This window comes from Micromonospora sp. CPCC 205739 (genome assembly GCF_036906795.1).
In the GTDB taxonomy this organism is placed as follows: Bacteria; Actinomycetota; Actinomycetes; order Mycobacteriales; family Micromonosporaceae; genus Micromonospora.
In genome coordinates, this window is the sequence record NZ_JBAKHS010000001.1 from 767,153 (window position 1) to 791,128 (window position 23,976).

20 protein-coding genes and 1 riboswitch are annotated in these 23,976 nt (G+C 74.3%); of the genes, 11 read left to right on the forward strand and 9 right to left on the reverse strand.

From position 1 onward, the window contains the following. Positions 1-150 precede the first annotated feature (150 nt). The 3 genes from V6U88_RS03645 (at position 151) to V6U88_RS03655 (ending at position 3,957) form a co-directional block, all read left to right on the forward strand. Positions 151-2,625, forward strand: a complete 2,475-nt coding sequence (locus V6U88_RS03645; RefSeq protein WP_334449748.1) for a S8 family serine peptidase — start codon at positions 151-153, stop codon at positions 2,623-2,625. Between the two features lie 46 nt (positions 2,626-2,671). After that, positions 2,672-3,592, forward strand: a complete 921-nt coding sequence (locus V6U88_RS03650) for a GNAT family N-acetyltransferase (RefSeq protein WP_334449750.1) — start codon at positions 2,672-2,674, stop codon at positions 3,590-3,592. Positions 3,593-3,714: 122 nt separating this feature from the next. After that, on the forward strand, positions 3,715-3,957 hold the full coding sequence (locus tag V6U88_RS03655) for a hypothetical protein (protein WP_334449752.1): 243 nt from the start codon (positions 3,715-3,717) through the stop codon (positions 3,955-3,957). Between the two features lie 62 nt (positions 3,958-4,019). On the opposite strand, the gene groL is transcribed toward V6U88_RS03655, so the two are convergent. From groL to V6U88_RS03670, 3 genes are all read right to left on the reverse strand, one after another. Beyond that, positions 4,020-5,642, reverse strand: a complete 1,623-nt coding sequence (gene groL, locus V6U88_RS03660) for a chaperonin GroEL (protein ID WP_334449754.1) — start codon at positions 5,640-5,642, stop codon at positions 4,020-4,022. Positions 5,643-5,918: 276 nt separating this feature from the next. Beyond that, a complete protein-coding gene (locus V6U88_RS03665; protein ID WP_334449756.1) occupies positions 5,919-7,049 on the reverse strand; it encodes a hypothetical protein in 1,131 nt (376 codons plus the stop codon). A gap of 104 nt (positions 7,050-7,153) precedes the next feature. Next, the gene (locus V6U88_RS03670; protein WP_111217633.1) at positions 7,154-7,357 is read right to left on the reverse strand and encodes a cold-shock protein; all 204 of its coding nucleotides are present in this window, start codon (positions 7,355-7,357) and stop codon (positions 7,154-7,156) included. 223 nt (positions 7,358-7,580) lie between these two features. Here V6U88_RS03670 and V6U88_RS03675 point away from each other — a divergent pair, with 223 nt between their 5' ends. Then, on the forward strand, positions 7,581-8,102 hold the full coding sequence (locus V6U88_RS03675; RefSeq protein WP_334449760.1) for a GNAT family N-acetyltransferase: 522 nt from the start codon (positions 7,581-7,583) through the stop codon (positions 8,100-8,102). Between the two features lie 43 nt (positions 8,103-8,145). On the opposite strand, the gene paaN is transcribed toward V6U88_RS03675, so the two are convergent. The 3 genes from paaN to thrC all read right to left on the reverse strand — a co-directional run bounded on the left by paaN (position 8,146) and on the right by thrC (position 12,654). Next, positions 8,146-9,819: a phenylacetic acid degradation protein PaaN gene (gene paaN / locus V6U88_RS03680; protein WP_334449761.1), complete on the reverse strand. Its 1,674-nt coding sequence runs from the start codon at positions 9,817-9,819 to the stop codon at positions 8,146-8,148. Positions 9,820-9,928: 109 nt separating this feature from the next. After that, positions 9,929-10,948 carry a GNAT family N-acetyltransferase gene (locus V6U88_RS03685; protein ID WP_334449763.1) on the reverse strand — a complete coding sequence of 340 codons (1,020 nt, stop codon included), beginning with the start codon at positions 10,946-10,948 and terminating at the stop codon, positions 9,929-9,931. A 416-nt stretch (positions 10,949-11,364) separates the two neighbouring features. Then, the gene (gene thrC, locus V6U88_RS03690; RefSeq protein WP_334449765.1) at positions 11,365-12,654 is read right to left on the reverse strand and encodes a threonine synthase; all 1,290 of its coding nucleotides are present in this window, start codon (positions 12,652-12,654) and stop codon (positions 11,365-11,367) included. A 10-nt stretch (positions 12,655-12,664) separates the two neighbouring features. Next, positions 12,665-12,800: riboswitch (SAM riboswitch) on the reverse strand. 170 nt (positions 12,801-12,970) lie between these two features. On the opposite strand from thrC, the gene V6U88_RS03695 reads away from it, so the two are divergent. Both V6U88_RS03695 and V6U88_RS03700 read left to right on the forward strand, forming a co-directional pair. Continuing rightward, positions 12,971-13,147, forward strand: a complete 177-nt coding sequence (locus tag V6U88_RS03695; protein WP_334449766.1) for a hypothetical protein — start codon at positions 12,971-12,973, stop codon at positions 13,145-13,147. After that, positions 13,148-13,435, forward strand: coding sequence for a hypothetical protein (locus tag V6U88_RS03700; RefSeq protein WP_334449768.1), 288 nt, complete (start codon positions 13,148-13,150; stop codon positions 13,433-13,435). 54 nt (positions 13,436-13,489) lie between these two features. Here the strand turns inward: V6U88_RS03700 and V6U88_RS03705 are convergent, their stop codons facing one another. The 3 genes from V6U88_RS03705 to V6U88_RS03715 form a co-directional block, all read right to left on the reverse strand. After that, positions 13,490-13,939 (reverse strand): DoxX family protein, encoded by a 450-nt coding sequence (locus V6U88_RS03705; protein ID WP_334449770.1) that lies wholly within the window; start codon positions 13,937-13,939, stop codon positions 13,490-13,492. Between the two features lie 123 nt (positions 13,940-14,062). Next, a complete protein-coding gene (locus V6U88_RS03710; RefSeq protein ID WP_334449771.1) occupies positions 14,063-14,971 on the reverse strand; it encodes an ABC transporter permease in 909 nt (302 codons plus the stop codon). Further along, positions 14,971-17,838: an alpha/beta fold hydrolase gene (locus tag V6U88_RS03715; RefSeq protein ID WP_334449773.1), complete on the reverse strand. Its 2,868-nt coding sequence runs from the start codon at positions 17,836-17,838 to the stop codon at positions 14,971-14,973. The genes V6U88_RS03710 and V6U88_RS03715 overlap by 1 nt, the downstream gene beginning before the upstream one ends. A gap of 378 nt (positions 17,839-18,216) precedes the next feature. On the opposite strand from V6U88_RS03715, the gene V6U88_RS03720 reads away from it, so the two are divergent. From V6U88_RS03720 to V6U88_RS03740, 5 genes are read left to right on the forward strand one after another with little or no spacing between them, the layout of a single operon-like run. Next, positions 18,217-19,425 carry a hypothetical protein gene (locus V6U88_RS03720; RefSeq protein ID WP_334449775.1) on the forward strand — a complete coding sequence of 403 codons (1,209 nt, stop codon included), beginning with the start codon at positions 18,217-18,219 and terminating at the stop codon, positions 19,423-19,425. Beyond that, entirely contained in the window at positions 19,412-22,276 is a 2,865-nt protein-coding gene (locus tag V6U88_RS03725) for a sensor histidine kinase (RefSeq protein ID WP_334449777.1), read from the forward strand. The genes V6U88_RS03720 and V6U88_RS03725 overlap by 14 nt, the downstream gene beginning before the upstream one ends. Continuing rightward, positions 22,273-22,743 (forward strand): roadblock/LC7 domain-containing protein, encoded by a 471-nt coding sequence (locus tag V6U88_RS03730; RefSeq protein WP_334449779.1) that lies wholly within the window; start codon positions 22,273-22,275, stop codon positions 22,741-22,743. Before V6U88_RS03725 ends, V6U88_RS03730 begins: the two co-directional genes overlap by 4 nt. After that, positions 22,740-23,216: a DUF742 domain-containing protein gene (locus V6U88_RS03735; protein ID WP_334449780.1), complete on the forward strand. Its 477-nt coding sequence runs from the start codon at positions 22,740-22,742 to the stop codon at positions 23,214-23,216. Before V6U88_RS03730 ends, V6U88_RS03735 begins: the two co-directional genes overlap by 4 nt. Further along, positions 23,203-23,958 (forward strand): GTP-binding protein, encoded by a 756-nt coding sequence (locus tag V6U88_RS03740; protein ID WP_334449781.1) that lies wholly within the window; start codon positions 23,203-23,205, stop codon positions 23,956-23,958. The genes V6U88_RS03735 and V6U88_RS03740 overlap by 14 nt, the downstream gene beginning before the upstream one ends. The last annotated feature ends 18 nt before the right edge of the window (positions 23,959-23,976 follow it).

A 23,976-nucleotide genomic window follows, 5' to 3' on the forward strand; every position in this document is an offset into this window, starting at 1 on the left:
GGGCCCCGGGCAGCAGGCCCCGCCCCCGGCCGGTGGCCAGGAGAGGCATTGATCACCCGCCTCCGGCCGGCAAGATCGCAGGCGGCCGATCCGGGCACGGCGGGACGGGACGGACGCCGGGGCGGGGGCCGGGCGTCGTACTGTTTCCGGATGCGGGCCGAGGCACCTCCCACCGGAAGCGACGGGACCGCCGGGTCCGCCAACCCCTGGGCGGTGGTGGCGGCCGTGCTGGCGGGCGCCTGGACGGTGGTGATCACCGTGCTGCTCCAGGTCGCCGGCTGGTCCGTGGACCAGGTGCGGCTGGCCACCGGGCTGGATCGGTGGCCCTGGGTCTGGCCGGCGGCCTGTCTCGCCACCGTCCTGCTGGTCGGCCTGCCGGCCCTGCTGCTGGCGCTGCTCCCCCGCTCCACCGCGCTCCGGGCCACCGGCCGGGCCTGGCTGGCCGGGGCGCTCGCGCTCGGCGCGCTCGGCACGCTGCGGGTGCTCCCGCCGGTGCACCACGAGCTGTACCTGGCCGCGCTGGCCACCACCGCCGCCGTGCTGGCCCTGATCGCCCTCCGGCTGCGCGGCCGGGCCGGCAGCCCGGGCACCTTCGCGGACGGACCGGACGGCGCGGCCGGTCCGCGGCCGGAGGCACGCGGCCGCACCGGCCGGCTGCGCGGTCGCCGGCCGGACCCGGTGACGCTGCTCGCGGTGGCCGCCGGGCTGGCGCTGCTGCTTCCCTGGGCCTGGCTCGGCGCGCTCGGCGGGCTGCTGGAGACCGTGCTCGCCGCGCTGGCCGCGGCGGCGCTGGGCGCGCTGGCCGGGGTGCTGCTCGACGGGCGGTTCTGGTCCCTCTTCGGCGGCGGTGAGCCGCCCCGACCCGCCCGGCTGGTGCTGGTCGGCGGCCTGGTCGGCGGGGTGACCCTGCTGCTGCTGGCCGCCGGCACCGGGCACTCCGGCGCCCAACTGCCCGCCCTGCTCGGCGTGCCGCCGGTCGGCTTCACGCTGGCCGCCCTGTACGCCGCGACCCGCCGGACCGGCAGCCGGGTCACCGGGGCGGTCGGCTGGCTGGTCGGCCTCGCGCTCTCCGGTCCGCTCGCCTTCGCCGACCCGGAGGAGGTCTCGGTCCTGCTGGCCACCAGCCGCGACGTGCCGTTCTGGGTGGCTGCCGCGGCGGTCGCCGGGCTGGCCGTCGCGGTGCTGCTCGCGATCGGGTACGGCGTCCTGCTCGCCCGGCCCCGGGGGGTCACGCCGAGCCGGCGGGTGGCCGCGCTGGCCGCCGGGGTGCTGCTGGTCGCGGTCGCCCTGGTCGACGTGGTGCCCGGGCAGCCCGGACTGCACGGCGAGCGGCTGCTGGTGGTGCTGCGCGAACAGGCCGACCTCTCCGGAGTCCCGGCCGGCACGCCGGGCCGGGCGGGGCGGGACGCGCGGGCCGCCGAGGTGTACCGCCGGCTGACCGCCACCGCCGAGCGGACCCAGGGCGACCTGCGCCGGGACCTGTCCCGGTTGGGCCTGCGACCGACCTCGTACTACCTGGTCAACGCGATCGAGGCCGACGGTGGGCCGGCGGTACGGGCCTGGCTGTCCGGCCGCCCCGAGGTGTCCCGCGTGCTGGTCAGCCAGCGGGTACGTCCGCTGCCCGCCCCGGCCCCGACCACCTCCGGCACCGCGCCGGCCCCCGCCGGCCCGGACTGGAACATCCGGATGCTCGGCGCCGACCGGGTGTGGTCGGAGCTGGGCGTGACCGGTTCGGGGGTGGTGGTCGGCAGCTCGGACTCGGGCGTCGACGGCCGCCACCCGGCGCTGGCCGACGGCTTCCGGGGCGGCGACGACTCCTGGTACGACCCGTGGGACGGCACCCGCACCCCGAACGACACCGGCGGGCACGGCACCCACACGGTGGGCAGCGCGGTGGGCCGCAACGGCGTCGGGGTGGCCCCGGACGCGCGCTGGGTGGGCTGCGTCAACCTCGACCGCAACCTCGGCAACCCCGCGCACTACCTGGACTGCCTCCAGTTCATGCTGGCCCCGTTCCCGCCCGGCGGTGACCCGTTCACCGACGGCCGGCCGGAGCGGGCCCCGGACGTGCTGACCAACTCCTGGGGCTGCCCGCCGGTCGAGGGCTGCGACACCCGGGTACTGCGGCCGGCCGCCGACGCCCTGGCCGCCGCCGGGATCCTCGTGGTGGCGGCGGCCGGCAACACCGGCCCGTACTGCGGCTCCATCGCCGACCCGCCCGCGCCGTACCCGGACGTGCTGACCGTCGGCGCGGTGGACCGGAACCGCCGGGTCACCCTCTTCTCCAGCCGTGGACCGGCCCCCGGCGGCGCGGCCAAGCCGGACGTGGTCGCCCCGGGCGCGGGCGTGCTGTCGGCCATGCCGGGCGGCGGCTACGCCACCCTGGACGGCACCTCGATGGCGACGCCGCAGGTGGCGGGCGTGGTGGCGCTGATGTGGTCGGCGAACCCGGCGCTCGTCGGCGACCTGGAGCGCACCCGTCGCATCCTGCGGGAGACGGCGAAGCCGGCGCAGGCCAGTTACCGCTCCCGGGCGCCCCGGGACGCCTGCGGCGGGGACGCGAACATCACCGGCGCCGGCCTCGTCGACGCATACGCGGCGGTGCGGGCGGCGCGGAGGAGCTGAACGGGCCTTGCGCCGACCCGTGGTGGTTGATCTAGGGTCGGCCACCATGGAGTTCACCCTCGCCGACCTGCCCGCCGACCGCATCCCCGCCGTCGTCGCGCTCTGCGGCCGCGCGCTCGACCTGCCCGAGGACGCCGCCGAGGCGGAGTCCGTGGTGACCGCCCTCTGGCCCCGCGCGGCGGCGGACCGGACGGTGCTGGCGCTCGGCGCGTACGCGGGGGACGAGCTGGTCGGGGTGCTGATCGGGTCGCTCTCGGCGGTGGACCCGCGACTCGGGCACGTCGACCTGCTCGCGGTGGCGCCGCAGCGGCGTCGCCGGGGTGTCGGCCGGGCGCTGGTCGCCGAGGCGGAACGGCGGCTCGCCGGTCTCGGCGCGGCCGAGCTGCTGCTGGCGGGCAACCCGCCCTACTACGCCTGGCCGGGCGTAGACGTGCGGTACACCCCGGCGGTCTGCCTGGCGCTCGCGCTCGGCTACCGGCAGGACCGTACGGCGTGGAACATGACCGCCGACCTGTCGTACGACGGATCGCCGGCGCTGCGCACGACGGAGCCGGCCGAGGCACGGCTGGCCGGCCAGGGCGTGTCGGTACGCCGGGCGGAGCCGGCGGACCTGCCGGCGCTGGCCGCCTTCGCCCGCTCCACCTTCGGCGGCACCTGGGACGGCGAGCTGGCCGAGTCGGTCGGCCGGGACGGCGCGGGCTGCCACCTCGCGGAGCGGGACGGCGAGATCCTCGGCTTCGCGGCCTGGGGATCGTCGCGGCCGAGCTGGTTCGGGCCGATGGGCACCGCGCCGGCGGCGGAGGGCTCGGGCATCGGCGGGGTGCTGCTGCGCCGCTGCCTGCGGGACCAGCACGCGGCCGGGATCGGTGCGGCGCAGATCGGCTGGGTGGGGCCGGTGCCGTTCTACTCGGGCAGCGCGGGCGCCCGGATCGAGCGGGTCTTCTTCCTGTACCGCCGGACGCTCTGACGGCCCGGGCCGGGTGGCCTCACCCATCGACAACCAGGCAAATGGGATATAGACCCTGATAATGCCATTCGCCCACATGGTTGATCGAGGGCCCCTACCGTTTCCGGTAGAGGAGGCGGCCCATGACCACGGACGACGAACAGACCGACGACGCGGTGCCCCGCACCTGGGCGCCGGTCGGCGATCCGCCCATCCAGGTGCCGTTCGACCAGCGGGACTTCGGCGACGCCGAGCAGCTCGCCGAGATGACCGGGGCGGACGAGCCGGAGGCCGACGAGCCGGTGACCGTGGTGGACGAGCCGGTCGCCGTACGACCGCCGTACGACCGGGCGCAGAAGCGGCGTAACCAGCGCAGCCTGCCCTGAGGAGACGGAAAGGGGCGGACCGCTCGCGCGGCCCGCCCCTTTCGGCGTTGGTGGAGCTGGACTCAGAAGTCCATGTCCCCGCCACCCGGACCAGCCGGGGCGGCCGGGGTCTTCTCCGGCTTGTCCGCCACGACGGCCTCGGTGGTGAGGAAGAGCGCCGCGATCGACGAGGCGTTCTGCAGCGCCGAACGGGTCACCTTGGCCGGGTCGATGATGCCCGCGGCCAGCAGGTCGACGTACTCGCCGTTGGCGGCGTTGAGGCCGTGACCCGGCTCCAGGTTGCGGACGTGCTCGACGACCACGCCGCCCTCGAGGCCGGCGTTGACGGCGATCTGCCGCAGCGGGGCGTCCAGCGCGATCTTGACGATCTGCGCGCCGGTCGCCTCGTCGCCGGTCAGGTCCAGCTTGTCGAAGGCGGTCTTGCCGGCCTGCACCAGCGCGACGCCACCACCCGGGACGATGCCCTCCTCGACGGCGGCCTTCGCGTTGCGAACGGCGTCCTCGATGCGGTGCTTGCGCTCCTTGAGCTCGACCTCGGTGGCCGCGCCGACCTTGATCACCGCAACGCCGCCGGCCAGCTTGGCCAGCCGCTCCTGCAGCTTCTCCCGGTCGTAGTCGGAGTCGCTCTTGTCGATCTCGGCCCGGATCTGGTTGACCCGGCCCTGGATCTGCTCGGCGTCGCCGGCACCGTCGACGATGGTGGTCTCGTCCTTGGTCACCACGACCTTGCGGGCGCGGCCCAGCATGTCGAGGCTGGCGGCGTCGAGCTTGAGGCCGACCTCCTCGCTGATGACCTGGCCACCGGTGAGGATGGCGATGTCGGTCAGCATGGCCTTGCGGCGGTCACCGAAGCCCGGCGCCTTGACGGCGACCGACTTGAAGGTGCCCCGGACCTTGTTGACCACCAGGGTGGCCAGGGCCTCGCCCTCCAGGTCCTCGGCGATGATCAGCAGCGGCTTGCCGCCCTGCATGACCTTCTCCAGGATCGGGAGCAGGTCCTTCACCGACGAGATCTTGCTGTTGGCGATCAGGATGTACGGGTCGTCGAAGACGGCCTCCATACGCTCCGGGTCGGTCATGAAGTAGGCCGAGATGTAGCCCTTGTCGAAGCGCATACCCTCGGTGAGCTCCAGCTCCAGCCCGAAGGTGTTGCTCTCCTCGACGGTGATGACGCCTTCCTTGCCGACCTTGTCCATCGCCTCGGCGATGATCTCGCCGACGGTGCTGTCACCGGCGGAGATGGAGGCGGTGGAGGCGATCTGCTCCTTGGTCTCGACGTCCTTGGCGAGCTTCGACAGCTCCTCCGAGACGCTGGCCACGGCAGCCTCGATGCCCCGCTTCAGGGCCATCGGGTTGGCGCCGGCGGCCACGTTGCGCAGGCCCTCGCGAACCAGGGCCTGGGCCAGGACGGTCGCCGTCGTCGTGCCGTCACCGGCGACGTCGTCGGTCTTCTTGGCGACCTCCTTGACCAGCTCAGCGCCGATCTTCTCGTAGGGGTCCTCGAGCTCGATCTCCTTGGCGATGCTCACACCATCGTTGGTGATGGTGGGGGCACCCCACTTCTTCTCGAGCACGACGTTGCGGCCCTTGGGGCCGAGCGTCACCTTCACGGCGTCGGCGAGCTGGTTCATGCCCCGCTCGAGGCCGCGGCGCGCCTCTTCGTCGAACGCGATCATCTTGGCCATACGGCGTTGTCCTCCTGGACACTCACGGGCCACCCGAGTGTTTGTGCCCCGGATGGGCCGCCTGGTGTACGCACCTTGGGACGTCGCCACCTGGCGACGACGACGTCCTTCGGCCGGGCCGGATAGCCCGCGACGACCGGCCATGTGCCGCACCGGCGTCTTGGAACGCCGCTGCGACCGTGGCCCTACCGCCCCGACCATTGGCACTCACCATACGCGAGTGCCAATGACTTGTTTAGCACTCTCCCCTGCCGAGTGCAAGCACGCCCGGGCCGGTCAGCCGAGTTCCGCCGCCAGCCGCGCGGCGTTCACCGGGGCCTCGTGGGCCCGCTGCTCCGCGTACGTCACGATCAGCCCGACCAGTTGGACCAGGTAGACCGGGACGACCAGCGTGGCGGTCACCGCGACCACCACGACGGCACCCACCGCGGTGCCCGGCGCGGCGAACGGGTCGGTGCCCAGCGGTGCGGTGCCGAGGGCCTCCAGCACCGCGCCGAACACGGTGCCGGCGACGACCGCCGCCACCACCAGCGCGACCCGGGCGGGCACCATGCCGAGCCGGCTGCGGAAGAGGCGGAAGGAGCGCCCGATCGGGTTCTGCCGCTCGAAGAGGTAGACCGGGCCGGCCAGGGCGAGCGCGAAGGCGAGGTAGACGCCGGGAATCACGCAGAAGCAGAAACCGACCGTGACGAGCAGGCCGATCAGCAGGGTCCAGGCGTACAGCCCGGGGGACCGGCGCAGGCCGTACCGCAGCGCGCCGCCGAGGTCGGCCGGCTCACCGGCCGCCTGGCGGGTGATCACCCACGTGCCGGCCGCCCAGCCCACGGCCTGCACCAGGTACAGCAGCAGGACGGCGGCCAGGGTCACGCCGCCGAAGGTGAGGAAGTCGCCCAGGAGACCCTCGGGCAGCGAGCCGTCGGCCGGCAGCGGCTCCTCCTCCGGGCCCAACCCGAGGGTGGTGATCGAGATGACCGCGGCGGGGAGGGCCTGGGTGAGCAGCATGATCGGCACCAGCGTGCGCCAGCCGCGGCGCAGCGCCCCGCCGCACCGGGCGAACCAGCCGTCGATGCCGGCTCCCGGCGGGTTCACCAGCGGGTCGGCCGGGTCCCATCCGCCCTGGGCGGGCCATCCGTACGGCGGGTACCCGGGGTAGGGCGGGAAGCCGGCGTACGGGCCGGCGCCGGGCGGGAACCCACCGGTGGGCGGGAAGACCCAGCCCGGGGGCTGAGCGGCGGCCGGATCCCCCGGCGAGGGCGCGCCGGGCTGGCCCGGCGCGGCCGGCTGGTCCGGTGCGGCCGGCTGGTCCGGTGCGGCCGGCTGGTCCGGTGCGGCCGGACCCTCGGGACCGGGCTCGGGCGAGCCCTCAGGACGGGGCTCGGGCGGACCCGACGGGGACTGGTCGGACATGGACCCTCCTCAGCAACGGCTGGAACGGCCCATGATCTTCCCTGCCGCCCGCCCACGCCGCTGCCCCGCCCTCCGGCGGCCGGCCCGGCCGGACCGGGCACGGCTCAGGCGATGACGCGGACCTGCTCGGCCTGGGGGCCCTTCTGGCCCTGGGCGATCTCGAACTCCACCCGCTGCCCGTCGTCCAGCGCCTTGTAGCCGTCCATCTCGATGGCGGAGAAGTGGACGAAGACGTCCTGGCCGCCGTCGACGGCGATGAAGCCGTAGCCCTTCTCGGCGTTGAACCACTTCACGGTGCCCTGTGCCACGGTGCACTTCCTCACTCTGCGCGGCGTTCCACGACCCCGGAGGCCGGCGGACCGGCACCGGAGGACCACCGCTTCGGCGATCGGTGAGCGCCGTTGAATCGGTGACCGAAATCGCACGCTACACGAGGCGTGACGGCGGCGCACGACCCCAAATCGGGCATATTCCGGTGCTCCGCCGACCGCCCCACCCATCGGCGGTCGTCGCTGCGGTATGCATGCGGACATGACACCTGTCCCGGCCCGGCCGCACGCCACCGTCCGCCGGGTACGCCCCGAGGACGCCGCCCGGATGCGGGCCCTGCGGCTGGAGATGCTCGCGGACGCGCCGCTGGCGTTCCTGGAGACCGTCGCCCAGGCCGCCGCCCGGCCGCACGCCGACTACGCCGCCCGGATCGCGTACGTCTCCCGGGGCGACCACACCGCCCAGTTCGTCGCCGATCCCGGTGGCCGGCTGGTCGGCCACGCCGGCGGCACCACCGCCCCGGACGAACCCGGCCTCACCACCGTCTACGCCGTCTACATCACCCCGGCCTGGCGGGGCAGCGGGCTGCTCGCCGACCTGATCGAGGGGGTGGCCGCCTGGTCGCGCGCCTGCGGCCGCCCGGAGCTGATGCTGGAGGTGGTGGTCGGCAACCACCGCGCCTACCGCGCCTACCAGCGGCTGGGCTTCACCGACACCGGGGTACGCGTGCCGCACCCCACCGTCCCCGCCCTGCGCGAACTCCAGATGCGCCGCCCCGCCTGACCCCGTTCGGGGATCAGGCAGGGCGGCACACCGTGCTGGAGACTCAGACGTGCCGACGGCTCTGCACGATGCGGAACCGGTTCGCCACGTACGCCCCGTCGGTCAGCGCGGCGTTGGCGGCCGGGTTGGCGCCGCTGCCGTGGAAGTCCGAGAACGCGGCCGACTGGTTCACGAAGACCCCGCCGGTCAGGTTGCAGGACAGGTGCACGCCCACGTCGACCGCGGTGGCCTCGGCGGCGTCCAGGACCGTCTCGTCGGTGGAGTAGACGGCGGCGGTCAGCGCGCCCTTCTCCCCCACCGTCGACCGCATGATCTCCAGGCTGTGCGCGGTGGAGTCGGTGGCGATGACGAAGGAGATCGGCCCGAACCACTCGCGGCCGTAGGTCGCGGTGTCGTCGGCGGCGAGCTTCACGATGGTCGGCGTCCGCACCACCGCGCCGGGCAGCGCCGGGTGCTCGACGGTACGCGACTCCAGCACCGGCTCGCCGACCTTGGTGACCTCGTCGAGCCGCTCCAGCACCCCGTCGTTGACGATGGCCCCGGTCAGCTCGACCCCGCGCGCCGGGTCGGCGGTGAGCTTGCCGACCGCGCCGGCGATCCCGGCGGCCACCTCGTCGAAGCTCTTGTGCCCCTGGTCGGTCTCGATGCCGCCGGCCGGGATGAGGATGTTCTGCGAGGTGGTGCACATCTGGCCGCTGTACAGGGTCAGCGTGAAGCCGAGGTTGCGGCACATCCCGGCGAAGTCGTCCGTGGAGTCGACGACCACCGTGTTGAGGCCGGCCTTCTCGGTGTAGACGGCCGCCTGCCGGGCGTTCGCCTCCAGCCAGTCGCCGTACTCGGTGGAGCCGGTGAAGTCGACGATCTTGACGGCGGGGTGCAGCGCCAGGGTGGAGGCCAGCTTCTCGCCCGGCCCCTCGGCGGCGAGCAGCACCAGGTTGGGGTCGAAGCCGGCCTCGGCCAGCACCTCCCGGGCGTACCGGACGGTGATGGCCAGCGGCAGCACCGCGCGCGGGTGCGGCTTGACGACCACCGGGTTGCCGGTGACCAGCGAGGCGAAGAGCCCCGGGTAGGAGTTCCAGGTGGGGAACGTGTTGCAGCCGATGACCAGGGCCACGCCCCGGGGCACCACGTGGAACGTCTTGGTCATCCGCAGCGGGTCGCCCTTGCCGGCCGCCTTCTCCCAGCCGGCCGTCCCCGGGTGCCGGGTCATCTCGGCGTACGCGTAGGCGAGCGCCTCCAGCGCGCGGTCCAGCGCGTGCGCGCCACCGGCCTGGAAGGCCATCACGAACGCCTGGCCGCTGGTGAACTGCACCGCGTTGGCCAGCTCGAAGATGTGCTTGTGCAGCCGGTCCAGGATCTCCAGGCAGACGCCCGCCCGGACCTGCGGGCCGGCGTCGCGCCAGGCCGGCAGGGCGGCGGAGGCGGCGGCGACCAGCTCGTCGGCGCCGGCGTGCGGGTAGCGCACGTTCAGCTCCAGCCCGAACGGGCTGGTCTCGGTGGCGACCCGGTCGCCCGAGCCGGGCTGATCGAGGGGGAAGTCGCCGTTCAGGTACGCCTCGAAGGCGGCCTTTCCGTCGGAGGCGGCGGTCTCGCCGTACACGCGAGGGCTGGGGGACTCGGGATAGGCGGACCAGTATCCCCGCTCCGTGATGGCGGTCAGCGCACGGTTCAGGGTGTCGGCGTGCCTGTCGAACAGGGGGTGCGGGGTCTCCGTCATGCCCGCCATCATGCAACAGGTAGGCCCCAGATCAGTAGAGCAGTGTCACAAGTGGGATCGTCACGCGTGCGTCGCTGGAGGCGTACCGGTGCAGCGGCCGGACCGGCGGTCAGAGCGTGAGCTGCCACTCCGTCGAGGCGTCGACCGGCCGGAAGCCGAGCTGCTCGTTGATCCGGATCATGTGCTCGTTCGCCGCGGCGTTGAACGTGTCGATCGCGCGCAGCGCCGGCTCGTGCGCCAGGGCGTGCCCCAAATTCTCGATCTTGGTGAGCAGGCCGAGCCGGTGGCCGCGGTGCGCCGGGTCGACGATGGTGATCTGCTGCCACGCGTGCCAGTCCGCGCTGGGGCCGAGGCTGAGCATGCTCCAGGCGACCAGCCGGCCGGAGCCCTCGTGCAGCGCCGCCACGTGGTAGCGGCGGGTGCCCCGGACGTCGAGCGCCCGCTCGGTGGCCCGGATCCGGTCGGCGTCGACCTGCTCCTGCTCCCACTCCAGGTCGCCCAGGGGCGCGTCGGTCATCAGCCGGCCCTCCAGGTAGGCGACGTCGTCGACGTACTCCTCCGGGGTGGTCTGCTGCCAACGGACCGTGCGGTAGCCGGTGGCCGCGGCCCGGGCGTCGGCGAGCAGGGCGTCCAGCGCCGCCCGGTCGAGCCCGCTGGTGTCCAGCCGGCGGCGCACCGCCACCAGCGCGGGGCGGGCGCCGACCGCGGTGGCGAAGGCGTCCCCGCCGGTGTTCCGCGCCGGGCCGCCGGGCAGGGCCGAGACGGCCTCTCCGACCAGCCGCTTGCGTCCCGCCTCGCGCAGCAGCCGCACCCCGTGCTCGTGCAGCGCCCGGCCGACGCCCCGCCGCCGGTGCGCCGGATGCACCACCAGCTCGGCGAGGGCGTTGTCGGTGTTGTCGAGCTGGGGCAGCTCCAGGCGGAGCCAACCGACCGGCACGCCGTCGAGCCGGGCCAGCGCCCAGCAGGCGACGATGCCCGGCATCGGATGCCGGACCATGGCCTCGAAGCGCCGCCGGCAGTACGGCGGGAAGTCCGGCACGTCCGCGTCGTTGGCCGCCGCACCGATCCGGTACGCCGCGTCGACAGCGGTCTGGTCGTCCGGCTCGAGCGGCGTGATGGAGATGCCCATACCGGTGAGCCTGCGGCCCGGACAGCGAACGGGCCAGCGATTTTCTCGCTGGCCCGTTCGGACGTTGGTCGGGAGGGACGTCCGCACAACGCCTCCGGCGTTGGGTCGTAAGAACTGAAAGTCTCCGGCGAATCGCCCTCCCGCACGGAGCATCTTGCGCCGTCCGGTTCCTGCCGTCAAGTCCTTGTCGGCGGGTTTTCCGCACTCACAGCGAAAAGCCAGTTACCCGGCGGATCGACCCGATCCCCCGTCCGGGCGATCCGCCGTCCCCCGTCCGGCCGCGCCTCGCCCCGTCGGCCGCCACGCCCCGCCCTCGCTCCGCCCCCGTTTGCGGCGTGTCGGGGTGTCCGGGCGGCGGGAGGCCCCGACACACCGCAAACGGGGGTGCGAGAGCGGGGCACCGAAGGGCGGCGGTGTCAGGCGAGGAGGCCGGCGTCGCGGGCGGCGCGCAGCGAGGGCTTGATCCGGTGGGTCGGGCCGACCTGGCCGGCGACCGCGTCGATGGTCTTCAGGCCCTCGCCGGTGTTGAACACGACGGTCTCGGCGGTCGGGTCGAGCCGGCCGGACTCGACCAGCTTGCGCAGCACCGCCACGGTCACCCCGCCGGCGGTCTCGGCGAACACCCCGGTGGTACGGGCGAGCAGCCGGATCCCCGCGCGGATCTCCTCGTCGTCGGCGTACTCCATCCAGCCGCCGGTGCGGCGCACCGCCTCCAGGGCGTAGAGGCCGGCGGCCGGGTCGCCGATGTTGAGCGACTTGGCGATGCCGGTCGGCTTGACCGGGACGATGGTGTCGCTGTCGCCATGCAGCGCGACGGCGATCGGGTTGCAGCCGGCGGACTGGGCGCCGAAGACCTTCCAGCCGCCGGCCGGCGCCTCGACCAGGCCGATCTCGACCAGTTCGGAGAACGCCTTGTCGATCTTGGTGAGCAGCTCACCGCTGGCCATCGGGATGACCACCTGGGCCGGGATCCGCCAGCCGAGCTGCTCGGCCACCTCGTAGCCGAGGGTCTTCGAGCCCTCCGCGTAGTACGGGCGCACGTTCACGTTGACGAACGCGGTGTCCTCGAACTCGTCGGTCTCCACCAGCTCGCCGCAGAGCCGGTTCACGTCGTCGTACGAGCCGTCGATGGCGACCAGCTCGCCGCCGTAGACGGCGGTGGTGACCACCTTGCCCTGCTCCAGGTCACCGGGGATGAAGACCACCGAGGGCACGCCGGCCCGGGCCGCGTGGGCGGCGACCGAGTTGGCCAGGTTGCCGGTGGAGGCGCAGGCGAACCGGGTGAAGCCGAGCGCCCTGGCGGCGGTCAGCGCCACCGAGACCACCCGGTCCTTGAACGAGTGGGTCGGGTTGGCGCTGTCGTCCTTGACCCAGAGCGGCGCGGTGATGCCCAGCTCGGCGGCGAGGTTCGGGGCGGCGACCAGCGGGGTCAGCCCCGGGTCCAGCGTCACCCGGGTGGCCGGGTCCTGGCCGGCGGGGAGCAGGGCGGCGTAGCGCCAGATGTTCTGCGGACCGGCCTCGATCTGCGCCCGGGTGACGGCGGCCAGGGCGGCGCTGTCGTAGTCGACCTCCAGCGGCCCGAAACACTCGTAGCAGGCGTGCTGGGCGGCGAGCGGGTAGCGCGCCGAACAGGCGCGGCAGACCAGGGCACGGGCCGGGCTGGCGGTGGTGTCGATGCCGGGGGCGGCGGGAAGCGTCGACGTCATGTCGAGAGTCCTCTCATCTTTCCCCGCATCGCACCCTGCGGCGGGGACGGAATTGGCACCTGCCCCGCGGGGCGCTCAGCGATGAGCGCGCGGGGTGGTTGCCGGGGCGTCGTCGGGCCGTATCCCTCAGCCCCTCTGGATGAGGTATGCAGTTGTGCCACCGAGTCTAGGAGACCCCCCGCCACACCCCGCCCCCGGTTCCCACGCTGTGAGCCACCCACCCCCTCCCCCGATCCGCGCGATTTCGGCGACGGCGACGGCGGGTGGCGGAGGGTGGGTACGGTCCGGGCTCCCTGTCGAGAGGAAACCTCCGCCGATGCGCCGGACCCTGCCGAGCTTCGCGGCCGTCACGCTGGTCTGCCTGCTCACCGCGTGCGGAGGTGACACCGGGACGACGGCCACCGTCCCCGTCGAGGTCGCCGATCCCGCACGGCTTCTGCAACAGGACGGTCGCGCCGTCCTCACCGGACCACCGGCCCTCGGTCAGCGGTAGGTGATCCGGGTAGCCGTGCTGAACGGCGGAGGCAGCGGCACCTTCTTCACCGTGCTCGCCTGGCGCAACAGCGGCGGCAAACCGGCCTTCCGGGCGCTCGCCGACCTGGGCGACCGCACTCCGGTCCTCTCGGTGAAGGTGGCCGGGCAGCAGGCCACCGTCGTGTGGCTGACCCGCAGCGACGGCAAGGGCATGGCCGAGCTGAACATCAAGCGCACGTCGACGTACCAGCTCTCCGGCACGACCCTGGTCGAGGTCGGCCACACCGACGCGCCGTACGCGCCCTGACCGCATCGCCGCCGGAGCCGTGCGGAACGGCTCCGGCGGCGGGCGGCCGGCGGGTCAGGCGGGTACGGAGTTCCGGCCCGCGGCAGCCGGGGTGGCCACGCCGGCGCGGCGTCGACCGATCAGGCTGTCGAGCGCCCAACTCCCCGGACCGAGCACGACCACCAGGGCGAACGCCCAGCAGAACAGGGCGGCGAGTTCGCCGCCGTTGTGTATCGGCAACAGCCCGTCCGGCTGATGCACGACGAAGTAGGCGTACGCCATCGAGCCGGAGGCGAGCAGCGCGGCGGGCCGGGTGAGGAGCCCAACCAGCACCAGAGCGCCGCAGACCGCCTGGATCAGCGCCGCCCACCAACCCGGCCACTGCCCGACGGGCAGCGACTCGCCTGTGCCGCGTGCGCCACCGAGCACGCCGAAGAGCGACGACAGGCCGTGGCAGAGGAACAGCAGGCCGATGACCATACGGAAGAGGGACAGGGCGGGTCCGTTGAACCGGTCGAGATTCATCTCGCTACCTCCGGGTGCGGGGATCGGGCGCACCCAGAATCAGCTAGAAAATATCCGACTTTATGAATTTTTAGTTAACCAGCGCGGCGTCCGCCGAAATAAAAGTCACAGGTCAGCGCCACGTCAGCTTGTGACGTCCTTTCGGGTGAACCGCCAGAAGGCCAGCCCCCAGAAGAGGGTCGCGTAGCTGACCGCCGAGATCGCACCCCGCACCACGTCGTCGGTCTGCACCGGCGTGGAGAGCAGCCCGAGCCAGGCGGTGCTGTAGTGCGTCGGCAGGAAGTCGCGCAGCGCGCCGAGGGCGGTGATCTGGTCCAGGATGCTGGAGAGGATCCAGAGCAGCACCGCCCCGCCGACCGCGCCGAGCGCGGCGTCCGTGGTCACCGACAGCAGGAACGCCAGCCCGGCCACCACCAGCAGGACGACCGCCAGGTAGCCGAGCACCGCCAGCAGCCGCAGCAACCCGTCGGTCGGCGCCAGTTCCGCGGCGACCTGGCTGCGCAACGGCTCCCAGCCGTACCGGAGGGTGCCGGCGAGCAGGGCGGTGCCGGCGAGCAGCAGCAGGGCCAACGCCGAGTACGCCAGCGCCACCAGCAGCTTCACCGCGAGCAACCGGGACCGGGGCACCGGCACCGCCAGCAGGTAGCGCAGGCTGCCCCAGCTCGCCTCGCTGGCCACGGTGTCCCCGCAGAAGAGCGCCACCACCACGACCAGCAGGAACGACGCCGAGACGAAGATCGAGAAGAGGGTGAAGTTGAGCCCGCCCGAGGTGGCCAGCTCGACCAGGCTGCCGAACTCGTTACGCCCGTTGTCGTCGTCGTCACCGGAGTCGAACTGGAAGGCGATCAGGATGATCAGCGGCAGCAGCACCATGAAGCCCAGCGCGAGCTGGGTACGCCGCCGCGACGCCTGCCGGCGGAACTCGGCCGCGAACGGCAGGGTCGCCGACGGCCGGTAGCCCGCGGCCGCCCCGCCCGGGCCGATCCGGCCGGCCTCGGCCGGACCCGCCGTGTCGATGGATGAGTCCGCCATCACCGGTCACCGCTTCCCCGAGAGTTCTCGCCCACCAGGGCGAGGAACGCGTCCTCCAGACGGCGCCGCGGCACCACCCGGTCCACCCCGATCCCGGCCCGGACCAGCTCCGCGACCACCTCGCTGCGCGCGGTGCCGTTGGTGTCCACCACCAGAGCGCCGTGGCCGTCGGGCAGCACCCGCACCCCCTCCAGCCGGTCCAGCACGACCCGCGCGGCGGCCGGGTCGGTCACGTCGAAGAGGACGCTCGGCGAGTCGCCGACGATCTCCTCGACCGGCCCGGAGGCGACGATCCGACCCTTGTTGACCACCACCGCGTGGGTGCAGGTCTGCTCCACCTCGGCGAGCAGGTGGCTGGAGACCAGCACCGCGCGGCCGTCGGTGGCGTACCGCTGGAGCACCCGGCGCATCTCGGCGATCTGCGGCGGGTCGAGCCCGTCGGTCGGCTCGTCCAGCACCAGCAGCTCGGGCAGGCCGAGCATGGCCTGCGCGATGGCCAGCCGCTGCTTCATGCCGTGGCTGTAGTTCTTGATCCGCCGGTGCACCGAGGCACCCAGGCCGGCGATCTCCAGGGTTTGCTCGAAGTGCGCGTCCGCCTCCGGCCGACCGGTGGCCCGCCAGTACGCCTTCAGGTTCTCCAGCCCGGACAGGTGCGGCAGGAAACCGGGCCCCTCGACCAGCGCGCCGATCCGCGACAGCACCGGCGAGCCCGGCACCAGCCGGTGCCCGAAGACGTAGATCTCGCCGGCGGTGGGCTGGGTCAGCCCCATCAGCACCCGCAGCGTGGTGGTCTTGCCCGCGCCGTTCGGCCCGAGCAGGCCGACCACCTGACCGGGGTGCACCTCGAAGTCCACGTTGGAGACGGCGACGAAGCCGTCGGCGTACTCCTTGCGGAGCTGGCGCACGGCGAGCGGGACGCCCGCGTACTCCGGGTGCACGGAGCTGTCCTGGCGGCGGTGCCGGCGGCGGACGACGGCGACGACCACGGCGAGCCCGACCGCGATGGCGGCGAGCAGCCCGACCAGCACCCAGCGCCAGACGGTGGCGGTGGTGGGGATCGGCTCGGCGTCCACCGTCGGCAGGCTCACCAAGGCGTCGCCGGCCGCCACCGTGTAGACGGTCGGCTCGGCCGGGCTGGCGTACGCCTGGTCGGAGGTGGCGACCACGATCCGCAGCCGGTGCCCGGCCTCGATCCGGCGGACGATCGCCGGCAGCGTGACGGTGACCGGCTGCGCGGCGTCGAGCGTCTTCGGCAGGCCGGTCAGCCGCACCGGGGCGACCAGGCCGTCGGGGAGCGTCGCGGCGCCGTTGGGGTCGACGTCGTAGAGCTTGACGAAGAGCACCGCCTCGCCGGTCGGCGAGGCCGCCCGGAGCGCGAAGGTGGGCGACCCGGCGACGTCCACCGCGTCGGGCAGCGGGGCCGACTCGAACCGGGCGTGCTGGCCGGGGATGTCGCCGGCCACCCCGCCGAGCAGCGAGCCGAGCGCGCCGGCGAAGGGCACCGACGAGATCGCCGCCGGGTTGCCGTTCGGCGGGTTGGCGATCGGCTGGGCCGGGCCGGTGACGGCGACCTCGCGCCGGGCGTCCCCGGCGGTGCCGGGGTAGTCGGCGGTGCGGTAGCCGGTGGCCACCAGACCCCGGTCGAGGGCGTCGAAGCCGGCGATCCGGGAGAAGGTGAAGGCGTCGCCGGGGGCCGCCCCCTCGCCCTTGACGTAGTGGTCGAGCCACTGCGCGGTCAGGAACCTCACCCGGTCGGAGTCGCTGGTCGGCCCGGAGCCGCCGTCGTGGCCGCCGGTGAACCAGGCCACCCGCACCGGGGTACCGGCGGCGGCGATGCCGCGGGCGTTGGCGTCCGCCTCGGTCAGCGGAAAGAGGGTGTCCGCCTCGCCCTGCACGAGCAGGGTCGGCGCCTTGATCCGGTCGAGCACGCCAGCCGGGGAGGAGCGGCGCAGCAGGTCCACCGCCGCCTGATCGGCCCGCCCGGTGGTGGCGATCCGCAGGTACGCGGCGCAGACGTCGGCGGCGAACCGGCCGCAGGACGGGTCGGCGGCCGGCGCGAGGGCGGACCCCGGACCGGTGCCCGGTCCCGCGCCCGGCGCCGGGCTGGCCGGTCCGGCGGAGGCGGGGGCGCCCTGCGGCTGCGCGGCCGAGGTGCCGGAGAGCCCGGCCGGCCCGGAACCGGCGTTGCCGCCGCCGCCGAAGAAGATCCCGGCCCAGCCCCTCTTGAACACCCCGTCGGTGGCCGGCCGGCCGGTGCTCTCCGGGAGGAAGGCCCGGGAGAGGTCGTTCCACGTGATCATCGGGACGATCGCGTCGACCCGCTGGTCCTGGGCGGCCAGCAGCAGGGCCAGGCCACCGCCGTACGAGCCGCCGACCACGCCCACCCGGGGGTCGCCGGCGGCGTCCGTGCGGACCTCCGGTCGCTGCGCGAGCCGGTCCAGCAGCCGCTGGGCGTCCCGGATCTCGTAGTCGGGGTGGTCCAGGTGGATCTCGCCACCGCTGCGGCCGAAGCCGCGCGCGGTCCAGGTCAGCACGGCGTAGCCCCGGGTGACGAAGTCCTCCGCGTCGGACCGGACGGAGTCCTTCGTACCGCCGAAGCCGTGCGCCAGCAGCACCGCCGGCACCTTGCGGTCGGCCGAGGCGTCGTCGGGCAGCCAGAGCGTGGTGTCCAGCTCGACCGGCTGGTCGCCGGACGGTCCGGACAGGACGGTGACCAGGGCGGACTCGGTGCGGAAACCGGGCCGGTCCGGTCGGGCCGCCCAGACGGCGGCGGCAGCCAGCAGCACGACGACCACCGACGCGGCCGCGACCCGGCGCCGGCTTGCCAGGACGCGCCGCAGCCGCGCGGCCGACAGCGGTGATCTCATGTGGCTCACGGTACGGCGCGCCACCTGAGCGTTGCCTGGGATCCTCCGTACGTCCGTCCGGTAGGCCCGATCGGCGAGCCGAGTGGATCGACCGCGTCCCGTCCAGCCCATTACCGGCGGTACGACTTCGGATCACGTGAATTCCGATCTTCATCCCGAAATCGGCTCGGATCCGGCCAGGACGACTCCCTTCGCGGCACTTTCCGTGGCCGATACATGAACGGCATGTGACATCGCTCGTAGTGACGCAAAACTGACTGAACAACGAGGCGTGACCCAGGGCCGGGTCGGTTAGTTTTCCGGTCCGGTGCATGGGACTCCACAGGCGACCCCCGACACCGGACGAGATCCCCCGCCGTCGCCGGAGGAGACAGACCCATGACAGTCCCCGCGCAGCGGGTCCGTCGACGGCCCTCCGCGTCGGGCCGCGTGCTGCCCGTGCTGCTCGTCGTGGCGCTGCTCGCGCCGGTGGGCTTCCTCTTCGCGCAGACCCACCGGCTGACCGACGACGACCGGGACCTGGCGGTCCGGGAGCGGCTCGGCGTCGAGTACCTGCGGGCGCTCGGCCCGGTGACCGAGGCGCTGGTGGACGCCCAGTCCGCCGCGGTCGCCGGTCGGCCCGCCTCCAGGGACGCGCTGGACCGGGCCGTCCAGAACGCCGCCGGAGTCGACCTGCGCATCGGCGACGAGCTGCGCAGCCACGAGCGGTGGGCCGGGCTGCGCGCCAAGCTGGAGGCGCTGCCGGAGCGGACGCTCGCCGACCCGGAGGCCGCCTTCACCGCGTACGGCGAGGTGACCGACCTGCTGCTGGCCCTGCACCGCAAGGTACGGGAGAGCTCCGGGCTGGTCCGCGACCCGCAGCAGGACTCCTTCTTCCTCCAGGACAGCATCGGCCTGGACCTGCCGACCGCGATGGTCGCCGCCGGCCGGCTCGCCGACCTGACCGCGCTCGGCGCCGCCCGGCCGATGAGCGAACGCGCCCGCACCCAGGGCGAACTGGCCGAGCTGCGGGTCGGCGCGCTCGCCTCCGCCACCGACCTGGTCGCCGGCCTGCGCCAGGCGGTGGACAGCTCGGAGAGCACCGACCTGGGCCCCAACGTGCTCACCCCGCTGGACACCTACCAGCGGGCCGTCGAGGCGCTCGCCGCCTTCTCCGGGCCGAGCGCCGGATCGCGGACCGGGCTCGCCGACCCCGGCCAGGTGGCCGCCGCCCGGCTCAACGCGCAGTCCGCCGCCAAGCAGCTCCAACCGGTCATCCTGGACCAGCTCGACGCGCTGCTGGCCGAGCGGATCGACTCCTACGACCGGGACCGCCTGCTGGCCGCCGGGGCCGCCGCCGTGTCGATGCTGCTCGTGCTGATCCTCGCCGGTGTGCTGATCGCCGCGTACCGGCGCGCGCAGCGACGCGCCGCGGAGGCCCGCCGGGCCGAGGACGCAGACACCGGCGCGCGGCCCGAGCCGCAGGCCTGGGCGCCGCAGACGGCGGAGCGGGGCAGCCTGGCACAGGACCACCGGCTGCTCCAGCCGGCCGGCTCGGGCCGCGACGGCGGCTCCGAACGCTGGGGGCCCTTCGATGCTGCTCGGTAGGCTCCGGATCCGGGGCAAGCTCGCCCTGCTCGTGATCGTCCCGCTGCTCAGCATGGTCGGGCTGGCCGTACCGGTGGCGCTCGACCGGATCGCCGCCGCCCAACGGGCCGGCGAGACCGCGGACACCGTACGGCTGGCCAGCCGGATCGGCAGCCTGGTCCAAGAGCTCCAGCAGGAACGCATCCTGTCGGTGGGGCTGCTGCTCGGCCGGGTGCAGCGCACCGAGCTGATCCAGCGGGCGGCCGCGGTGGACGACCGGGTCGCCGACCTGCGCGCCGAGTACGCCGACCGGCTCTCCGCCGACACCACCGCGGCGCTGGACGGCGTCCACAAGCTCACCGACCTGCGCGCCCTGGTGCTGGCCCGGGCCGCCACCCCGACCCAGGTGATGGAGGTCTACGGCCCGATCGACATGGCCCTGATCGAGTCGCTGAAGCTGCCGTCGCGGGTGGACACCAACACCGCGGCCGGGCGGCAGGTGCTGGCGCTGGACGGACTGCTCCGGGCCGACGAGGGACTGGGCGCCTGCGCCACCCTGATCGTGCTGGTGAAGGCGACCAGCGACCCGCGGGTGGCCGCCTCCTACATCGCCTGCATGGCCGCGCTGCAGGTGGACAACCTGCGGTTCCGCAGCCTGGCCACGCCCGAGCAGTACAAGCTCGCCCTGCTCGACGACGCCGCGGTGGCCGCCCGGACCAGCCCGACCTTCCTCATCGACAGCGTCAAGGACCCGGTCGCGGCGATCCGGGACGTGCCGCTGGACGCGCTCTTCCCGTCGGTCCGCTCGATGATCACCCTCGGCCAGTTCGTCGAGAAGAAGATCGTCGCCGACGTCATCGCCGAGACCACCGCCGAGAAGCGCTGGGCGCTCACCACGGCCTGGCTGGTGGCCGGGGCGGCCGGCCTGGTCCTGCTGACGGTGGTGCTGCTCAGCTTCGCGGTGGCCCGTACGGTGGCCCGGCCGCTGACCCGGCTCACCCGCTCCGCCGACCGGGTCGCCCGGGTCGCCGAGGCCGAGCTGGTGCGCGTCGCCGACGACGAGTCCGAGGCCGGCCCCCCGGTACGCCTCGACCCGGTCGACGTCCGGGCCCGGGACGAGATCGGCGACCTGGCCCGCGCCTTCGAGCGGGTGCAGAGCACCGCCGCCCGGCTGGTCGAGCGCCAGGTGGCGGGCCGGCGCAACGTGGCGCAGATGTTCGGCCACGTCGGACGGCGTACCCAGAACCTGGTCGGCCGGCAGATCGCGCTGATCGACCGGCTGGAGCGGCAGGAGACCGACCCGGGCCGGCTGGAGCACCTGTACCGGCTGGACCACATCTCCAGCCGGCTGCGCCGCAACGCGGGCAGCCTGGTGGTGCTCTCCGGCGCCACCGGCACCGACGGGCACGTCGCCCCGGTGCCGCTGGCCGACGTGGTGCGGCTGGCGCTGGGCGAGATCGAGGACTACACCCGGGTCGACGTGCAGGTGCCGGCCGAGGTCTCCGCCGCGCCCGCCATCGTCGGTGACCTGGTGCTGGCGTTGGCCGAGCTGATGGAGAACGCCACCGTCTTCTCCCCGCCGCACACCCGGGTGGTGGTCTCCGGCGAGCTGACCGAGACCGGCGCCCGGCTCTGCGTGGTGGACCGGGGCATCGGCATGACCGAGGAGCGGCTGGCCGAGGAGAACGCCCGGCTGACCCGCCGGGAGCGGCTGGACCTGGTCCCCACCGAGGTGCTCGGCCTCTTCGTGGTGGGCCGGCTGGCCCGCCGGCACGGCTGGACGGTGCGGCTCGCCCCGACCGCCGGGGGCGGGGTCACCGCCCGGCTGGACGTGCCGTACCCGCTGCTGGTGGTGCGGCAGGCCGACCGGGCGGGCGCGACCGTGGCGCGGGCCGCCGTACCGCCCCGGGACCGCCGGTCGCTGGCCGCCGCGATCGACCCGGCCCGCTCCGGGCGGGCGCTCACCGGGGCGTCGGCCGCCCCGAGCGCGGGCCGGGTCGACAGCCCGACCGCCGGCTTCGATCCCTCGCTGCTGAGTCGGGCCACCCGCACCATGGAGTCCGGCGAATCCTGGGACGCGTTCGGCGCCGGGGCGGCACCGAGCGGGGGCACCGCGTTCCTGGAGATCCGGCAGCCCGCCGGGGACGTCGGGGCGGCCCCGACCACCCCCGGCGGGCTGCCGAGACGGCGCCGGCCCGACGAGTTCGGCGGCGCGCCCGCGCCGGCCGCCGGGGACGTGCCGTTCGCCGGCCGACCGCCGGCCGCCGCGCCGCGCTCGGTGGAGATGCCACTCGCGCCGTCGCTCTTCGCGCCGCCGGCCGACGCGCCGCCCGTGCCCGCCGGTCCGCCGCCGGTGCAGGCGCCGCCCACGCCGTCGCTCTTCGGGCCGCCGGCCGTCCCGCCGGCGGCGGCGGTCCCGCCGCCCGTCCCGGCGGCCCCCGCGCCGTCACTGTTCCCGCCGGCCGGGCCGCCGTCCTGGCCGCCGGCGCCCGCCGGGGCGCCGGCCATCCGGCAGCGGGTGCCGGGGGCGACCCTGCCACCGGCCGCGCCGGCGGTCGGCCCGGTGGACGCCACCAGCGCGGACCCGGAAGCCGCCCGCGCGCTGGTCGAGCAGTTCCAGTCCGGGGTACGCCGGGCCGAGCAGTCCCGACCGGCCGGCCCCGCCGCCACCCCGGACCGCCCCCGGCTGAGCCGGCGGGTACCCGGGGCCAACCTGACGGTCGCCCCGCCGCAGCAGGCCCCGGCGAGCCGGCCGCCGCAGGACCCGACCGAGGTTCGGGAGCTGATCACGGAGTTCGAGGCGGGCGTCGCCCGGGCTCTGCGTGAAGTCAACACCGACCACCGCCACGACGAAGAGGAATCATCACGGTGACCAGCCCCTTCCTGCACGACAACGTCGACCACCCGGCCCACGCCGGTCCCGAGCTGAGCCCGGAGGCGCGCACCTTCAACTGGCTGCTGGACTCGTTCACGTCGAGCACGGCCGGGGTCATGGAGGCGATCGCCGTCTCGTCGGACGGGCTGCTGATGGCCATGTCGGCGATCAAGGACCGGTCCAACGCCGAGCGGCTCGCCGCCGTCGTCTCGGGCATGACCAGCCTGGCCGGCGGGGCGGCGAGCTGGTACGCCCTCGGCGGCCTGAACCGGGTGATCGTCGACATGGCCGACGGCTACCTGCTGATCAGCGCGATCAGCAGCGGCTCGGTGCTCGGCGTGGTCGCCGACCGGTCGGCCAACCTGGGCACCGTGGCGTACGAGATGACCCTCTTCGCCGGGCGGGCCGGCAGCGCGCTCAGCCCGAGACTGATCGCCGAGCTGAAGAACGCCGTTCAGCAGTGACCCCGCAGGCCGCCGGCGAGGAACCGGAACCGGACCCGATGGTCCGGATCCGTCCCTACCTGCGGACGCCAACTCCGTCCGGCGCGGGCGTGCCGGCGCCCGAGCCCGAGCCGGAGGCCGAGCAGCCGGCCGGCCCGCGCCCGTTCGTGCTCACCTCCGGCCGGGTCGCCGGGATCGACCCGGCGATCGGTCTGGAGACCCAGGTGAGCGCCCGGCCGGGCGGCGGCTCGTGGGCGGCCACCCCGCCGGCCCGGCTCGCCCCGGAGTTGCAGGCGATCATCGCGCTCTGCGCCGAGCCGATCTCGGTCGCCGAGATCTCCGCCAAGATGCGGATGCACTTCGGCGTGACCCGGGTCCTGGTCGGCGACCTGCGGGCCGCCGGCCACCTCGACGTGCACGTCGGGGACGGCGACGACGCCCTCGACCCCGACATCATCCTGCGAGTGATTGAGGGACTCCGTGCGATCTCCTGAATGGCCGGTCGCCCCGCTGGGCGGGCTCTCCTCGAACAGCGCATCCGCCCGCTACGGCAGCCCGGCGGGCGGGGGGCAGGCGTCTCCGCCCGCGCCGCCCGTGGCCGCGCCGCCGCCGTACCGGCCGCCGGGGGCGCCGCAGTCCGGTCCGGGTACGGCGGCCCGGAGCGAGCCGCGCGGCAAGCCGCCGATCCCGGTGAAGATCCTGATCGCCGGGGGCTTCGGCGTCGGCAAGACCACCACGGTCGGCGCGATCTCCGAGATCGCCCCGTTGACCACCGAGGCGTTGATGACCACCGCGGGCATCGGCGTGGACGACCCCGGCACGCGGAGCGCGAAGACCACCACCACGGTGGCGATGGACTTCGGTTGCGTCACCATCGACCGCAGCCTCAAGCTCTACCTGTTCGGCACGCCGGGTCAGGCCCGGTTCGGGTTCATGTGGGAGGACCTGGCCCGGGGCGCGCTCGGCGCACTGGTGGTGGTGGACAGCGCGCGGCTGGACGACTGCTACCCGGCGATCGACTTCTTCGAGCGGGCCGGACTGCCGTTCGTCGTCGGGGTGAACGCCTTCGACGGGCGGCTGGCGCACGACCTCGGGGCGGTCCGGTGGGCGCTGGCGATCGGCGACCACGTGCCGCTGGTGCGCTTCGACGCCCGGGACCGGCTCTCGGTGCGGGACGCCCTGCTGGTCGTCCTGGACCGCGCGCTGGACCGGGCCACCCGGGAGAGGGGGACCTGAACCTTTCGCCGGTAGGAG

Bases quoted from the DNA above. Each gene is read 5' to 3' on its own strand.
- V6U88_RS03645 (WP_334449748.1), top strand. From the start codon at position 151: ATGCGGGCCGAGGCACCTCCCACCGGAAGCGACGGGACCGCCGGGTCC.
- V6U88_RS03650 (WP_334449750.1), top strand. From the start codon at position 2,672: ATGGAGTTCACCCTCGCCGACCTGCCCGCCGACCGCATCCCCGCCGTC.
- V6U88_RS03655 (WP_334449752.1), top strand. From the start codon at position 3,715: ATGACCACGGACGACGAACAGACCGACGACGCGGTGCCCCGCACCTGG.
- groL (WP_334449754.1), bottom strand. From the start codon at position 5,642: ATGGCCAAGATGATCGCGTTCGACGAAGAGGCGCGCCGCGGCCTCGAG.
- V6U88_RS03665 (WP_334449756.1), bottom strand. From the start codon at position 7,049: ATGTCCGACCAGTCCCCGTCGGGTCCGCCCGAGCCCCGTCCTGAGGGC.
- V6U88_RS03675 (WP_334449760.1), top strand. From the start codon at position 7,581: ATGACACCTGTCCCGGCCCGGCCGCACGCCACCGTCCGCCGGGTACGC.
- paaN (WP_334449761.1), bottom strand. From the start codon at position 9,819: ATGACGGAGACCCCGCACCCCCTGTTCGACAGGCACGCCGACACCCTG.
- V6U88_RS03685 (WP_334449763.1), bottom strand. From the start codon at position 10,948: ATGGGCATCTCCATCACGCCGCTCGAGCCGGACGACCAGACCGCTGTC.
- thrC (WP_334449765.1), bottom strand. From the start codon at position 12,654: ATGACGTCGACGCTTCCCGCCGCCCCCGGCATCGACACCACCGCCAGC.
- V6U88_RS03695 (WP_334449766.1), top strand. From the start codon at position 12,971: ATGCGCCGGACCCTGCCGAGCTTCGCGGCCGTCACGCTGGTCTGCCTG.
- V6U88_RS03705 (WP_334449770.1), bottom strand. From the start codon at position 13,939: ATGAATCTCGACCGGTTCAACGGACCCGCCCTGTCCCTCTTCCGTATG.
- V6U88_RS03710 (WP_334449771.1), bottom strand. From the start codon at position 14,971: ATGGCGGACTCATCCATCGACACGGCGGGTCCGGCCGAGGCCGGCCGG.
- V6U88_RS03715 (WP_334449773.1), bottom strand. From the start codon at position 17,838: ATGAGATCACCGCTGTCGGCCGCGCGGCTGCGGCGCGTCCTGGCAAGC.
- V6U88_RS03720 (WP_334449775.1), top strand. From the start codon at position 18,217: ATGACAGTCCCCGCGCAGCGGGTCCGTCGACGGCCCTCCGCGTCGGGC.
- V6U88_RS03725 (WP_334449777.1), top strand. From the start codon at position 19,412: ATGCTGCTCGGTAGGCTCCGGATCCGGGGCAAGCTCGCCCTGCTCGTG.